At 73.2% G+C, this 13,013-nt stretch carries 14 protein-coding genes; 5 read left to right on the top strand and 9 right to left on the bottom strand.

The window, feature by feature from the left end; all coding sequences use genetic code 11:
* Nucleotides 1–255: 255 nt before the first annotated feature.
* Nucleotides 256–495: a hypothetical protein gene (locus tag IE178_RS27840; RefSeq protein WP_184761836.1), complete on the bottom strand. Its 240-nt coding sequence runs from the start codon at nucleotides 493–495 to the stop codon at nucleotides 256–258.
* Between the two features lie 145 nt (nucleotides 496–640).
* Here IE178_RS27840 and IE178_RS27845 point away from each other — a divergent pair, with 145 nt between their 5' ends.
* From IE178_RS27845 to IE178_RS27865, 5 genes are all read left to right on the top strand, one after another.
* Entirely contained in the window at nucleotides 641–1,084 is a 444-nt protein-coding gene (locus tag IE178_RS27845) for an ATP-binding protein (RefSeq protein ID WP_193514204.1), read from the top strand.
* Between the two features lie 195 nt (nucleotides 1,085–1,279).
* A complete protein-coding gene (locus IE178_RS27850; protein WP_193514205.1) occupies nucleotides 1,280–2,143 on the top strand; it encodes an RNA polymerase sigma factor SigF in 864 nt (287 codons plus the stop codon).
* Between the two features lie 31 nt (nucleotides 2,144–2,174).
* Nucleotides 2,175–2,474 (top strand): DUF5133 domain-containing protein, encoded by a 300-nt coding sequence (locus IE178_RS27855; protein WP_193514206.1) that lies wholly within the window; start codon nucleotides 2,175–2,177, stop codon nucleotides 2,472–2,474.
* A 98-nt stretch (nucleotides 2,475–2,572) separates the two neighbouring features.
* The gene (locus tag IE178_RS27860; RefSeq protein ID WP_184761832.1) at nucleotides 2,573–3,409 is read left to right on the top strand and encodes a DUF1206 domain-containing protein; all 837 of its coding nucleotides are present in this window, start codon (nucleotides 2,573–2,575) and stop codon (nucleotides 3,407–3,409) included.
* A gap of 50 nt (nucleotides 3,410–3,459) precedes the next feature.
* On the top strand, nucleotides 3,460–3,888 hold the full coding sequence (locus IE178_RS27865) for a hypothetical protein (protein ID WP_184761831.1): 429 nt from the start codon (nucleotides 3,460–3,462) through the stop codon (nucleotides 3,886–3,888).
* Between the two features lie 246 nt (nucleotides 3,889–4,134).
* On the opposite strand, the gene IE178_RS27870 is transcribed toward IE178_RS27865, so the two are convergent.
* The 8 genes from IE178_RS27870 to IE178_RS27905 all read right to left on the bottom strand — a co-directional run bounded on the left by IE178_RS27870 (nucleotide 4,135) and on the right by IE178_RS27905 (nucleotide 12,979).
* The gene (locus tag IE178_RS27870; RefSeq protein WP_193514207.1) at nucleotides 4,135–6,369 is read right to left on the bottom strand and encodes an FUSC family protein; all 2,235 of its coding nucleotides are present in this window, start codon (nucleotides 6,367–6,369) and stop codon (nucleotides 4,135–4,137) included.
* Nucleotides 6,370–6,447: 78 nt separating this feature from the next.
* Nucleotides 6,448–7,821, bottom strand: a complete 1,374-nt coding sequence (locus IE178_RS27875; RefSeq protein WP_193514220.1) for an NAD(P)/FAD-dependent oxidoreductase — start codon at nucleotides 7,819–7,821, stop codon at nucleotides 6,448–6,450.
* Nucleotides 7,822–7,951: 130 nt separating this feature from the next.
* Nucleotides 7,952–9,694, bottom strand: a complete 1,743-nt coding sequence (locus IE178_RS27880; RefSeq protein ID WP_193514208.1) for a PP2C family protein-serine/threonine phosphatase — start codon at nucleotides 9,692–9,694, stop codon at nucleotides 7,952–7,954.
* Nucleotides 9,691–10,761, bottom strand: coding sequence for an ATP-binding SpoIIE family protein phosphatase (locus tag IE178_RS27885; RefSeq protein ID WP_184761828.1), 1,071 nt, complete (start codon nucleotides 10,759–10,761; stop codon nucleotides 9,691–9,693). The genes IE178_RS27880 and IE178_RS27885 overlap by 4 nt, the downstream gene beginning before the upstream one ends.
* Entirely contained in the window at nucleotides 10,761–11,204 is a 444-nt protein-coding gene (locus IE178_RS27890; protein ID WP_193514221.1) for an anti-sigma regulatory factor, read from the bottom strand. Before IE178_RS27890 ends, IE178_RS27885 begins: the two co-directional genes overlap by 1 nt.
* Nucleotides 11,204–11,623: an STAS domain-containing protein gene (locus tag IE178_RS27895; RefSeq protein ID WP_184761827.1), complete on the bottom strand. Its 420-nt coding sequence runs from the start codon at nucleotides 11,621–11,623 to the stop codon at nucleotides 11,204–11,206. Before IE178_RS27895 ends, IE178_RS27890 begins: the two co-directional genes overlap by 1 nt.
* Nucleotides 11,620–12,519: an STAS domain-containing protein gene (locus IE178_RS27900; RefSeq protein WP_193514209.1), complete on the bottom strand. Its 900-nt coding sequence runs from the start codon at nucleotides 12,517–12,519 to the stop codon at nucleotides 11,620–11,622. Before IE178_RS27900 ends, IE178_RS27895 begins: the two co-directional genes overlap by 4 nt.
* A gap of 67 nt (nucleotides 12,520–12,586) precedes the next feature.
* Complete coding sequence (locus IE178_RS27905; protein ID WP_193514210.1) at nucleotides 12,587–12,979, bottom strand: STAS domain-containing protein; 393 nt, start codon at nucleotides 12,977–12,979, stop codon at nucleotides 12,587–12,589.
* Between the last annotated feature and the right edge of the window lie 34 nt (nucleotides 12,980–13,013).

Consider the following 13,013-nt stretch of genomic DNA (forward strand, 5'->3'; position numbering starts at 1 on the left):
TACGTTCATTTCAGCCGCTGCCGCCGTTCGGGGCACCTCGGCGGAGGAGAGTTTCCGCGGGGCATGAGAAAGCCCCGGCTGGACGGGGGAAGCCAGCCAGGGCCATAAGCGGTGGTGTCCGCAGGACGCGTGTTGCCGGGCGGGTACGGCGTGATCATCTCCGCCGCGATCCGTCCGGACCGTCATGCGCCCCGGGTGTCCGACACCCCTCCCCGCCAACCCGCACGGGCAGTCCGCACGGCCGCGGCGGCCCGGTCAGCCCTTCGCCGTGTGCTTGCCCGGGGTCAGGATCTCGTCCAGCACCCGCAGCACGACCCCGTACGCCACCCGGCGCACCTCGGCGTCGCGCGCCGCGCCGGGATCACCAAGATCGCCTGGAGACGTGCGTCCGAGCTCGTCGCCCCGGGCCCGCCACACCCGCTCCTCCTGCGCCGCGCAGGCCCGCGCCCGCTGAATGCGCCGCAGCAATTCGTCCGAGTCCACCACATCCGTCATACCGTCCGCGTACCCCGGTGCGCCGTTCGAATGACAGGCACTCAGAAAAGGGTCGAGAGGTTTGCAGGTAACGGGACAGGTGAGCCGAAAAGGGAGGTCCGAGGCGTTCTTCATCGACTTTCGTCACCGATCAGGGAGCCGCAGGATGTGTAAGGAGCACACGACCGAATCCGACTTCGAACCGCCGGGCGCACGCCGGGCGGGACCATCATGCCCATGCCGCCCGGCCGAGGTGCGCGAGGCGGTCGCGCGGGCGGTGTCCGAACGCTGCCGCGCCACCCACACCCCCTGCGACAGCCACGCCCTGGAGGACGCCCTGCTCGTCGCCTCCGAGCTCACCACCAACGCCATCCTGCACGGCGGTGGGGTCACCGACTTCCAGGTCGACGTCAGCGGTCTCGGAGTGCGTCTGTCGGTGAGCGACCGCAGCGACCAACTGCCCGTCGCCGTGCCGCCGACCGACCGGCAGGGACGCCGCCGTCCGGGCGGTCACGGCTGGCCCATCGTGTGCCGGCTGTCCTGCGACATCCGCGTGTCCGATCTGCCCGCCGGCGGCAAGTGCATCACCGCGGTCGTTCCGCTGGTCTGATCGCCGGCCCGGACCCCGGCAGATTCCGCGACTAAGCGGAGTTTGTTCCACCGGGGGTGGGGCAATCGGAGTTTCGTGCTTCGGACCGGAGGCGCGCCAGCGGGAGCGGTACGGCCGCTGTGGACCCTCCGGGTGTCCCGGCGGCGACCGTCCCGCGGTAGATACCTGAAAACCACCGTTCGGGAGCGAAACCGCATGCTCATTGACACCACCCCCTCTCGTCCCGAGTCATCCGACACGACGACCGCCGCGCACCGCAGGCGGCACGACGACGCCCCCGACACCGCCGTTTTCTTCACCCGGCTCGCATCCCTGGACGACGGCCCCGAGCGGGACGCGGTCCGCGACGAGCTCGTCACCGCGTGGCTGCCCATGGCCCACCGCATCGCCGGCCGTTTCCGCGACCGCGGTGAGTCCGTCGAGGACCTGCGCCAGGTGGCCGCCCTGGGACTGGTGAAGGCCATCGACCGGTTCGACCCGAGCCGCGGAGCCTTCGAGAGCTATGCCGTCCCCACCATCACCGGCGAGGTCAAGCGGCACTTCCGCGACCGGATGTGGGCCCTGCGCGTGCCCCGCCGGGTGCAGGAGCTGCGCAACAAGGTGCGGGTGGCCCGGCGCGAGCTCACCCAGAACCCCGGCAGCCCCGAGCCGTCCGTGGCGGACATCGCCGCCCACACCGGGCTGACCGAGGAGGAGGTCGGTGCCGGGATGGAGGCGCTGGAGAGCTTCAGCACCCTGTCGCTGGACGCCGAACTGTCGTCCGACGACGACGGCTACAGCCTCGCCGACACGCTCGGCGCCGCGGACTCCGCCTACGACGTCGTGGTCGACCGCGAGTCCGCCAAGGAGGGCCTGCGCCGGCTGCCGGAGCGTGAGCGCGCGATTCTCTACATGCGTTTCTTCGAGGACATGACCCAGAGCCGCATCGCCGACCGGCTGGGAATCTCCCAGATGCACGTCTCCCGTCTCATCAGCCGCAGCTGCGCTCGGGTGCGCGACGAGGCGATGGGACAGCGGACGGGCCGGCACGGCACCGGCGGACACTCGGCGACGGCGTGACCGCGCCCGCCCGGACCGGAAAGCGAGACACATGCTGAAGCCTCACCCCACCGTGCTGCGCCGCCTCGTCGAGGAGTACGAGGCCCTGGTGGCGTCCCGGACCGCCGGCGGACCGGGAGTCCGGGACGCGCGGATCGGCGACCTGGCGTACACCCTGTGCGTGTCGACGGGCACCCGGGACGTACGACACGCCCTCGGCACCGCGCACCGCTGGCTGGCGGCGGCCGGGCCCTCGACGGTTCCCGTCCCGCCCGGCGAGCCGGACCCGGTCGTGCCGACGTCCGGGGCCGACCGGTGGGACACCGACGCGGGCGCGCCGGCCCCCGCGTAGGTACGGCCCGCCCGGGTCGTGCACGTCACCGCACCTCCCCTCACCGCGCCCCGTGTACGGGAGCGAAGCCGGGGCATCCGGAGTTCGGGAGGTCATATATGAACACACGTGCGATGTCATGGAGGGGGCGGGCCGGAGCCCGACGGGCGGCCAACGGCTCGATGGCGGAGGGGGCCGCACGGGCGGGCCTCACCGCTCGAGGTGTGATCTATCTGCTGGTCGGAGTGCTGGCACTGCGGATCGCCTTCGGTGACGGACGACGGCAGGCGGACCGTGGCGGTGCCCTGGCGGAACTCGCCGACAAACCGTTCGGCGCGGTCCTGCTGTGGGCGCTGGGCCTGGGACTCGTCGGCATGGCCCTGTGGCGGCTGTCCGAGGCGCTGTTCGGTTCGGCCGGCCAGGACGGCCGCAGCGCGCGCAAGCGCCTGGCGGCGGCGGCGCGCTGTGCCTTCTACGCGTTCGTCGCCTGGTCGGTCCTGGCGTTCGCCGTGAACCGGGACAACGGGAGCGGATCGAGCGACCGGCAGTCCCGGGACCTCACCGCCCGGGCCATGGAGGTACCCGCCGGACAGTGGCTGGTCGGGCTGGCCGGAATCGTCATCGTCGGCGTGGGCGGATGGATCGGTGTCCGGGCGGTCCTTCGCAAGTACCACGACAAGCTCAAGCTCGGTGAGCTCTCCCCGCGGACCCGACGGCTGGTCGATGTGACCGGCGTGGGCGGCGGGGTGGCCCGCGGCCTGGTGTTCGCCGCGGCCGGTGCCTTCGCCGTGCGCGCCGCGGTCGACTACGAGCCCGGCAAGGCCAAGGGCCTGGACGACACCCTCCGCAGCTTCGCCGGCACCCCGCTGGGTCCATGGCTACTGGTCTGCGTCTCCGCCGGTCTGGTGCTGTTCGGAGTGTTCTCCTTCGCCCTGGCCCGCTGGCGCCGGGTGTGATCGCCGTACGGCATCCGTGTGGCCGGCCGGGTACGGGGCACCCGAAGCGGATGAGCGAATCCGAGATTCCCCCGGACGGTCGGCCCGTGGACGTCTACCTCGACCTTCTGCGCATCCGGATGGACACCGAGGACTACCGGCTTCTGCTCCGTGTGGTGGAACCGGTCCTCCAGGCGATCGAGGAACATCGCCTGTCCGGTCTGGACCTCGCGCTGGACGGCGGGGACGACGAACTGCCCCAGGAAGTCCGCGACGAGGCCGCCCTCGTCATCGCCACCGCCGTCACCGGCCGCCTGGACAACGAGGTGGTCGAGCTGGAGGTCGACGAGAGCGGACCGGTCAGGGTGGTCACCGACGCGGCGACCGCCGCCGACCCGTCCCGCCTGGACGAGATCGCCGACTACATCAGGGACCGGCACCGTCAGAACGAGGAGCTGCGCGGCATCGCGGAGGCCAGCGGCCTGCCGACCGACTTCTGAGCTCCCCGGCTCCCCGGCTCCCCGGCGGCCGGGGGGCGGGCCGACCACGCCGGACCGGCAAGCCGCGGCTCGTCACATGCCGTGGCCGCCGGTCCGACGGTGCGTCGGGCCCGGCGCGTCACCGCCGTTCGCATGCCGGCGTGAGGGCCGCGGCTACCGGTGAGGTGAGTCGCGGCCCCTTCGGCGTTCGGGTGCCGTGGCCCAGGCCGAAAGCCGTCGGCCGTCCTCGACCGTGGCGATGTCTCCTCAGCGTTCGGATGCCTTCACCGGCACGCCCAGGGGACGGGCGAGGCCCACCACGGCCTCGTCCAGGCGTTCCAGGTGTCGTAGCACCCGGTCGGTGATGCGGCCGTAGCGGGCCGTGCCGTCGCCGCCCAGCAGGGAGGCGATGCTCGGGCCCGTCTCGACCGGCGCCGTGTGGTCTCGGTCCGCGACGCGGGCCGAGATGGTCCCGATGTTGCGCACCGTGCGCCCCGCCGCCCCGCGCAGCCGGGGGTCCGCCGCGATCGAGGGATGGGTCGGCAGCAGCTCGGCCGTCGCCGCCAGCGAACGCGCGTGATACGCGCAGGTCTCCAGCAATGCCACCACGTACCGGGCGGTGGTGCGCCGGGCCCGCAGCGGGGTGACCGGGTGGGTGAGCGGCTGGGTGGCGGCGCGCAGATCGCCCAGAGCCTGGTCCAGCTCCCGTGCCCGGTCCAGCAGGTCGTCGGCGGGGCCCCCGCTGAGCTGTCCGACGGCCGCCTCGGTGACCTCGGCCAGCCGTTCCAGCACGGTGACCAGCAACTCGCTGGTGCGCCGGTCGGTGTTCACCGGCAGCACCAGCGCCGCCGCGACCACCCCGCAGGCCGCGCCCAGCGCCGTCTCCTCCACGCGCAGCACCAGCACCTCCCAGCTGTAGGTGTGCAGCAGGGTGTAGAGCAGCCCGAGCATCGCGGTCACGAAGAACGACATCAGCGTGTAGGAGAGCGGCGCCGTGTAGAACATCGCGAAGATCAGCACCAGCACCAGGACGAACGCCGTCAGGGTGTGCGATCCCACCAGGCCGGCCAGCACGATGCCGGCCACGACGCCGAACACCGTGCCCAGCAGCCGCCGGTAGCCCTTGACCAGGATCTCGCCGGTGGAGGCCGTGTTGATGAACACGATCCAGCAGGTCAGCACCGCCCAGTACCAGCGGTCGGTGGACAGCAGTTCGCCTCCGACGATGGCCAGTGTGGAGCCCACGGCGACCTGGACGGCCGCGCGTGTGGTGGGCCGTTGCAGCCCCTTCGCCGAGTCGTCCGGCTCGCCCTCGTCGCCCGCGTCGATGGCGGCGTCCTCGGCGTCCAGCTCCTCCCGGGAACGGGCCGTCGCCGGGCTGTCGTCCGACTCGTCCTGCGGGCCTTCGAGCGCGATGCGCAGCCCCATGACGGCGCGGGCGGCCTCACCGACGGCCCGGAACACGTCCTGCACCGCCGACGAGGCGGGCGGCAGGTTCTCCTCGTCCCGGTAGCCGAGCAGCCGGTTGCGTACCTGGGCCACGGCCGTCCCCGCCACCCCGGTCCGCAGCACGAGCGCGCGGAGCGCGAGCAGATCCCGGCGCAGTACGGCGGTGGCCTCGTCCGTGCCGGGCAGCCGGCCGGTCTCCGGGGCGGGCGCGCCGGGCAGATGCAGGGTGAGGGTGTCCGCCCGTTCGGCGCTGCGCGCGGACAGCAGCAGCAGACCGAGCCGCTCGGCGGCGATCTCGGCGTCCGCGACCCGGCGCTGCACCAGCCGTGCCGTCGACTCGTCGGGCGTACCCTCCTCCAGCCGGGTCTGGATCATCAGGGCCGTCTCGTGCAGCCGGGCGTTGCCCTCCCGTACGTCCTCCAGCGCCTTGTCCACCTCGTCCGGCCCGGCGTCGAGCAGCACCAGCTGCGCGGAGACGAGCTGGGCCAGCCGGGCCCGGAACGCCTGGCGCAGCCGCTCGAGCAGCCCCGCGGGCGTCACGGGGACGACGGCGAACCGCACCAGGGCGCTGCACGCGAACGCCACGGTCAGGGCGGCCCACAGCCCCGGCAGTTCCGAGGCGGAGGCGCCGACGAACAGCGCCAGGAAGTAGACCTGGAACCCGATCAGACCGAGCGCGGTCCCGCGGTCGCCGAACCGGCGGCCGTAGACCGCGCAGAAGATGAGGACCACGAAGAAGACGTCCCCGACGACCAGCCGCTCGCTGAGCACCGCGCCCAGCGACACCGACACCAGCGCCACCGGCAGGCCGAAGGCCAGCGTGATCGCCTGGGCGCCGCGCTGCCTCTCCCGGATGGCGAAGGTGGCGACCATCGCCGCCATGGCCCCTGCCACCAAATGGGTGACCTCGGACCCCACGGAGGCGAGCACGGCCAGCGTCAGCGCGATGGCCCCCACCGTCCGCAGCCCGGCCGTCAGCCGCAGCAGCCCGGGATCGGACGCCGCCAGACGGTCCCGCAGCCGTGCCCGCACCGAGCGTCCCGCCGCTTTCACCCCGCCGCACTCTCTCCCGTCACACGCGTTGATCCGGAACCCAGCATCGCACGGCGCGGGCCGATCCGGCCCGCCCGGTCACCGCGCCGCCCGGCCCGCCTCCGCGACGTGCGCCCGCACCTGCTCCGGCGTCAGATACACGCCGGTGAAGTCGAAGTCCCGCAGATTGCCCGGCTTGTGCGCCTGGAACCCGGTGCGGACGAAGTCGTCGCCGGCCACCGCGTTCAGCAGCCAGTTGGTCATCACCCGCGTCTTGGCGACGTTGGTGCGCAGCGCCGACCAGTGGTAGCCGCGGGCCACCGCCTGGGCGGGCAGACCGTGCAGTTCCAGGCCGAGCGGCTTGGACACCGCGTCGGTGCCGCCGAGGTCCACCACGAGTCCGAGGTCCCGGTGCACATACGGCCGCAGCGGCAGGCCGCGCAGGGTCGCGATCACGTTGTCGGCGACGTGCCTGCCCTGCCGCAGGGCGTGCTGCGCGGTCGGCGGGCACACGGCGCCGTCACCCTTGGCCTCGTCGGGCACCGCGGCCGCGTCGCCGAGCGCGAACACCCCGTCGTACCCCGGCAGGGACATGTCCGCGGTGACCGCGAGCCGCCCCCGGACGGTGTCCGCGCCGAGCGTGGCGATGAGCGGACTGGCGACGACCCCGGCGGTCCAGATCAGGGTGCGGGTGGGCACCACCCGGCCGTCGGTGAAGGTGACCTCGTCGGGGCCGGCCTTCGCGATGGAGACGCCCAGCGAGATCTCGATGCCGCGCCGGGTCAGGATCTCCTGCGCGCTGCGCCCGAGCGCCTCGCCCAGTTCGGGCATGAGCCTCGGCGCGATGTCGATCAGATGCCACTTGATCAGGCCCGGGTCCAGCCGCGGATAGCGCTTGACGGCGGCGTGCGTCAGCCGCTGGAGGCAGGCAGCGGTCTCGGTGCCCGCGTAGCCCCCGCCCACCACCACGAACTGCAGCCGCGAGGCCCGCTCCGCCGGATCGTGGCCCGCGTCGGCCAGGTCGAGCTGCGAGATGACGTGGTCGCGCAGGTAGGCGGCCTCGGCCAGCGACTTCATCCCGAAGGCGTGGTCCGTCAGTCCCGGGATGTCGAAGGTGCGGGTGACGCTGCCGGGGGCCAGCACGATGTAGTCGTACGGCTCGTTGACGGTCTCGCCGTTGATGGTGCGGATGACACAGACCTTGGACCTCAGGTCCACGCCGATGGCCCCGCCCGGGATGATCCGGGTGCGGTACCTCTCGCTGCGGCGCAGGGAGAGCGCGACCGACTGCGGGGTCAGCACCCCGGAGGCGACCTGGGGCAGCAGCGGCAGATAGAGCTGGTAGGAGAACGGCGTCACCAGCGTGAGCTCGGCCTCGTTCGGGGCGAGCCTGCGTTCCAGCCGTCGCACGCACTCCACACCGGCGAAACCTGCGCCCACCACCAGAATCCTTGGTCGTGTCACGGTGTCCATCCCTTCCTGCGGCTCCAGGCGGTCCGCCTCGAACATCCACCCCTGACGCGTGCCCCTGTTCAGCACCACGATGCCCGCACCGGCGCCGGAACGCACCGGGAAGCCCCGGGCGGGCGCGCGCGGGGTCCGGTCAGCCGTGCAGATGGCACAGCAGCAGGCAGACGTCGTCGTCGCGTTCGGAATCGCTCAGCAGCGGATGCAGGATCCGGTCCGCCGCGTCCTCGAGGTCCGCGCCCAGCTCCGCGGAACCGAACGAACCGAGGGCCGCGGCGAGCCGCTCGATACCGGGGTCGATGCCCTTAGCCCGCCGCTCGACCAGCCCGTCCGTGTAGAGCGCGAGCGTCGACCCCGGTGTCAGCCGCTCGGTGTGATCGGCGATCTCCTGTTGCAGCGGGATGCCGAGCATGGCGCCCGGCTTGGCGTCCAGGGTGCGCACCCGCCCGTCGGGCAGCCGCAGCACGGGCGGCGGATGACCCGCGGCGGCCCATGTCAGCGTGTGCTCGTCCGGATGGAACCGGGCGATGACGGCGGTGGCGAACAGGTCGGGCTGGAGATGGTGCAGGAACTCGTGCAGCCGGGTGAGCAGCAGGCCCGGGCTGCCGCCGTCGACGGCGTAGGCCCGCAGGGCGGTGCGCAGCTGGCTCATCATCACCGCGGCGTGCAGGCCGTGCCCCGTCACATCGCCGATGACGGTGATCAGACTGCCGTCCCGCTGCCGGAACGCGTCGTACCAGTCGCCGCCGATGTTCAGCCCGTGCGTGGCCGGCAGATAGCGCGCGGCCAGACTCAGGCCCGGCCTGGTCGGCAGGTCGGTGAGCAGGGCGCGTTGCAGCGTCTCGGCGATGTCACGGTTGTGCTCGAACCGGCGGGCGTTGTCGAGGGCGATGCCGGCCCGCCGGGCGAGCTCGATCAGCATGACCGCGTCGTCCGGGTCCCAGCGCTCGCCGGGCGGCGACAGCGTCAGCACACCCAGCGGCGCCCGGCGGGTCAGCAACGGGATGCACAGCAGGGGCCGGTGGGGGTCCAGGGCCGAGGGCGGCCGGTCGTCGACGCCGGGCAGGCCGCCGGGGTGGCCGGCGGCGTACTGCGGGCGCCCGGTGCGGGCCGCGCGGACCGCCGCGGCCGGGTGGGCCGTCGGCCGGTGCCGGTCGTCGTCCTGGTCGAACAGCCATACGTCGACGCCGCGGGCGTAGCGCGGCACCAGCAGCTCCGGCAGCCGGCGCACGATCTCGTCGTGATTCAGGGAGGCGTTCAGCGCGGCGCTCGCGTCCGCGAGGAACGTCAGTCTGCGGCGCGCGTTCTCCGCCTCGTTGCGGGCCCGGCGCTCGGCGGCGAACGCCTCCCGCTGCGCGCGTCCCGCCGCGTCCAGTTCGGCGTGCAGCGCCAGCACGCCCTGGTTGGTCTGGTGCAGTTCCTCCCGGTGGAAGGCGACCAGCCTCTCCTGCTCGGCGAGCTTGTCCAGCACCACGGCCGTGTCCTCGTCGGCGCCCAGCAACGCCTCGGACAGCACGGCCGAATCCTCCGGCACCGTGCCGGTGTCGGCCACCCGGCCCGGCTCGGGGCACGGGACGGTCACCGTCCACGGGGTGCCGTAGGCGGCACCCGCCCCGGGGGAGGGCGTCAGCATGGCGTGCAGCGTCGCTTCCTCCTGGGGCGAACCCGGTGAGTCCGGTGCACCGGGCCCACCGGGCCCGTCCAGGGTGAGCACCCAGGTGCCGCCCTTGGTGAGGCACTGACGCAACTGGTCGCTGAGCGCCGCGGCCAGCCGGGCGCGTTCGACGGTGGGCACCCCGTACGCCGCGGCCAGCCGTGCGACGGTGATCCGGGCGCGCGCCGCGTCCGTGACCGTCCGGATCTGCCATGTGCGCGTCATGAACGGTCCGGCGGGACGGGGGCCAGTACGACCACGGCGGTGTCGTCCCGCACCGGGCGCGCGGGACTGCCGGCGTCCCGGACGGCCACGGCGGCCGTCACGGCCGGGTCGGCCGGCGGCACACCCGTGCCCGGGGGCGGCGTCCAGCGGCCGGGCAGGCCGTCGGTGTGCACGATCAGCAGGCTCTGCGCGGACCAGGCCACCTCGTCCTCCCGCACGGTACGAGGCCGGTGCACCCCGACGATGCCGGGCATGGACAGCAGGGACCGCCAGCGGTCGCCCTCCCGCAGCCGGGCCGTCACATTGCCGATCCCCGCGAAGCGCAGCCGGCCGGCCCAGGTGTCGAGCTGGGCCACGGCTACGGCCGCGCCCCGGGTGCCGGACAGCGCCGAGTGGAGCTCTCGCAGCGACTCGGCCGGCGGGAGATGCGCCCAGTGGCGCAGCGCCTCGACCGCGGCGGTCGAGGCGAGAGCCGCCTCGCTCCCGTGGCCCAGACCGTCGGCCAGCATCAGCGTCAGACGGTCACCGGACCTGACCCAGGCCCAGGCGTCACCCGAGAAGTCCGCACCGGCGAACGGGACGTTGACACCACCGGCGCGCACCTCGGACGCCATCGACGGGCCGCCGCCCCCCTGGACCGCCTCCTCGGCGGCGGGGCCGACGCGGGCCACCGCCACGGTGCCCCGGCCGAACACGCTGTGCACGTCGAAGTCGTCGGCGAGACGCCGGCACGTGCCGAGGCCCGCGCCGAGCGAGCCCGTCGTGGAGAACCCGTCCCGCAGCGCGCCGGCCACATGAGCGATGCCCGGCCCGTGGTCGATCGCGGTGATCTGCACGGCCCGCCCCGGCCGGCCCTCCCGCGCCGCGGGCGGGTCCACGACGTCGACGAGCACCTGACCGGCCTGCGCGTGCTTGAGGAGATTGGTGGCGAGCTCGGTCGCCACCAGCGACACGGCCGCGAGCCGCCGCTCGTCCAGCCCGGCCAGGGCCGCGGCGTCCTCCGCCGCGACCCGGACATCACGCACCCGGGTCGAGTCCTGCACCGGCACGTCCCAGACCCGGGGCATCAGACGCCCTCGCGCGGACGCGGCGGCCGGGACACCCACGAGGTCACCCGCACCGTGGTCCCCGACCCCGGCGCGCTGTCGACCGCGAAGTCGTGCACCAGGCGCCGCGCGCCGCCCAGCCCCATCCCCAGCCCGCCGCCGGAGGTGTAGCCGTCGCTCAGCGCACGGTCGAGGTCCACGATGCCCGGTCCCGAGTCGCTGAAGGTCAGCCGCAGACCGTCGATCCCGCCGGTGGTGGTGACGTGCGCCGCCTCCATCCGGCCGCCGCCGCCGTGCACCAGGGTGTTGCGCGCCAGCTCGCTGGCGGCGGTCACCAGCTTCGTCTGGTCCACCAGGCCGAAGCCGAGCAGGGCGGCGGCCTGCCGCACATGCTGACGCACCCACACCAGGTCCATGTCCGACCGGATGGGCAGGCGGGCCTCGACGCCCGCGGCGGTGTGCATCACGGACTCTCCTCGCGCCTGCCGCCGGAACGGGACGACACGACGGGCTGTGCGAGAAGCTCCATGGCCGCCTCGGTGGTGAGCGCGGTCCGCAGCCCCGGCAGCGTCAGGCCCAGCTCCACCAGGGTGATGGCGACCGCCGGCCGCATACCGGCCACCACGGTCCGCGCGGCCAGCAGTTCGGTCTGGGCCGCGATCTCGGCCAGCACCCGCCCGAGGAAGGAGTCGACGATCTCCACCCCGGAGATGTCGATGACCACACCACCGACCCCGCTGCGGGCGATGGTCTCCGACAGGTCCTGCTGAAGCCGGTGCGCCGTGCTGTCGTGCAGGTCCCCCTGAAGGGTGACCAGCAGCACGTCGCCGAGCCTGAGGACCGGCACATGTCCCGCGACCGGGCGGGAGAACTCCTCGCTCACCGGTGGCCCGCACCGTCGGGCGTCACGTTCACGATGTTCGCCCCCAGCTCGTGCAGGCAGTACCCGAGCGCGTCGGCGAGGCTCGCACGGGTCTTCACCGTGCCGAGGTCCAGACCCAGATGCACGATGGTCTGCGCTATCGCCGGACGGATACCGGACACCACGCACTCCGCGCCCATCAGCCGGGCCGCGGCGACCGTCTTCATCAGGTGCTGTGCCACCAGTGAGTCGACGGTCGGCACACCGGTGATGTCGAGGATCGCGAACCGGGCGTGCTGGTCGACGACCGCGTTCAGCAGGGTCTCCATCACCCCCTGGCTGCGGGCGCTGTCCAGCGTCCCGATCAGCGGGACCGCCACGATGCCGTCCCAGAGCTTGATCACCGGCGTCGCCACCTCCAGCAGCTGGAGCCGCTGCCGGTCGATGAGGGCCTGCACCTCGCTCAGCGCCGTCTGCATGGCCACCAGACGCAGCGTGCCCAGCAGCACGCTGAGCGTCGTCGTGCACTCCCGCAGCCGCTCGGGCGTCTCCCCCTCCAGATCGGCCACCAGCAGGTTGTCCACCGGCGGCAACAGCGCGGCCAGCTCGCTCGACACCTGGGTGGTGGACAGCCCCGCGCGGGAGCGGGCCGCCCCCATCCGCGCCAGCTGCTCGCGCACACCGGTGAAGCCCGCGGCGTCCGGGTCCTCGACCCGCTGCGCGTCGGCCACCTGGGCCAGCGCGTCGACGACCACCTTGCCCGCCTCCACCGCCTCGTCGCGCGAGACCGTGAACACCGTACGGAACAGGGGCTCGTCCGCCCACCGCTGGGCGATCTGCTCGCGTCGGCGCCGCAGGAAGTCCCTGACCGCGTGCGTGGGTGTTCCGGGTGATCCGGCCGCTTCGTGCTCCGGCACCTTGTGTTCTCCTCGTCGTGGTTGCGTCGCACCGGGTTCCTCCCGGGCGCGAGAGTGCGCGTCGTGCTCAGGCTTCCGGTTCGGCCGGGGCCCCCGGCAGCCGGTCGACGCGCTCCAGCGCCTCGTCGGCGCTCTCCGAGACGGGGACGGTGATGCTCACGCCCGTCAGGTCCAGGATGCGGCGCACCGCGGGGGCGGGGGAGATGATGTGCACGCTCCCCGGCAGCTCCCGCGCCTCCTGATACACCCGCAGGATGATGTTCATACCGGACGAGTCCATGAAGGGGACCGCCGACAGGTCGAGCAGGAAGTGCCGGCGGCCGTGATGGAGCTGGTTCGCCAGGTGGTGCTGGAACTCGGTCGCCGTGTCGACGTCCAAATACCCCTCCACCGTGAGAAGGGCCACGTCCTCACGTGGCAGCGTCACCTCTACGGACAGCGGGTCCTGGGCAATGGGCACGAGTACCTCCAACAAGGTGATCAAGCTCTTCGTC

Source organism: Streptomyces griseoloalbus (genome assembly GCA_014650015.1).
Classification (GTDB): domain Bacteria; phylum Actinomycetota; class Actinomycetes; order Streptomycetales; family Streptomycetaceae; genus Streptomyces; species Streptomyces griseoloalbus.

What these genes read in the sequence shown, in the direction of transcription:
- IE178_RS27840 (WP_184761836.1), bottom strand. Translation starts at nt 495, where the DNA reads ATGACGGATGTGGTGGACTCGGACGAATTGCTGCGGCGCATTCAGCGG.
- IE178_RS27860 (WP_184761832.1), top strand. Translation starts at nt 2,573, where the DNA reads ATGAACACACGTGCGATGTCATGGAGGGGGCGGGCCGGAGCCCGACGG.
- IE178_RS27845 (WP_193514204.1), top strand. Translation starts at nt 641, where the DNA reads ATGTGTAAGGAGCACACGACCGAATCCGACTTCGAACCGCCGGGCGCA.
- IE178_RS27850 (WP_193514205.1), top strand. Translation starts at nt 1,280, where the DNA reads ATGCTCATTGACACCACCCCCTCTCGTCCCGAGTCATCCGACACGACG.
- IE178_RS27885 (WP_184761828.1), bottom strand. Translation starts at nt 10,761, where the DNA reads ATGCCCCGGGTCTGGGACGTGCCGGTGCAGGACTCGACCCGGGTGCGT.
- IE178_RS27865 (WP_184761831.1), top strand. Translation starts at nt 3,460, where the DNA reads ATGAGCGAATCCGAGATTCCCCCGGACGGTCGGCCCGTGGACGTCTAC.
- IE178_RS27875 (WP_193514220.1), bottom strand. Translation starts at nt 7,821, where the DNA reads ATGGACACCGTGACACGACCAAGGATTCTGGTGGTGGGCGCAGGTTTC.
- IE178_RS27855 (WP_193514206.1), top strand. Translation starts at nt 2,175, where the DNA reads ATGCTGAAGCCTCACCCCACCGTGCTGCGCCGCCTCGTCGAGGAGTAC.
- IE178_RS27880 (WP_193514208.1), bottom strand. Translation starts at nt 9,694, where the DNA reads ATGACGCGCACATGGCAGATCCGGACGGTCACGGACGCGGCGCGCGCC.
- IE178_RS27890 (WP_193514221.1), bottom strand. Translation starts at nt 11,204, where the DNA reads ATGCACACCGCCGCGGGCGTCGAGGCCCGCCTGCCCATCCGGTCGGAC.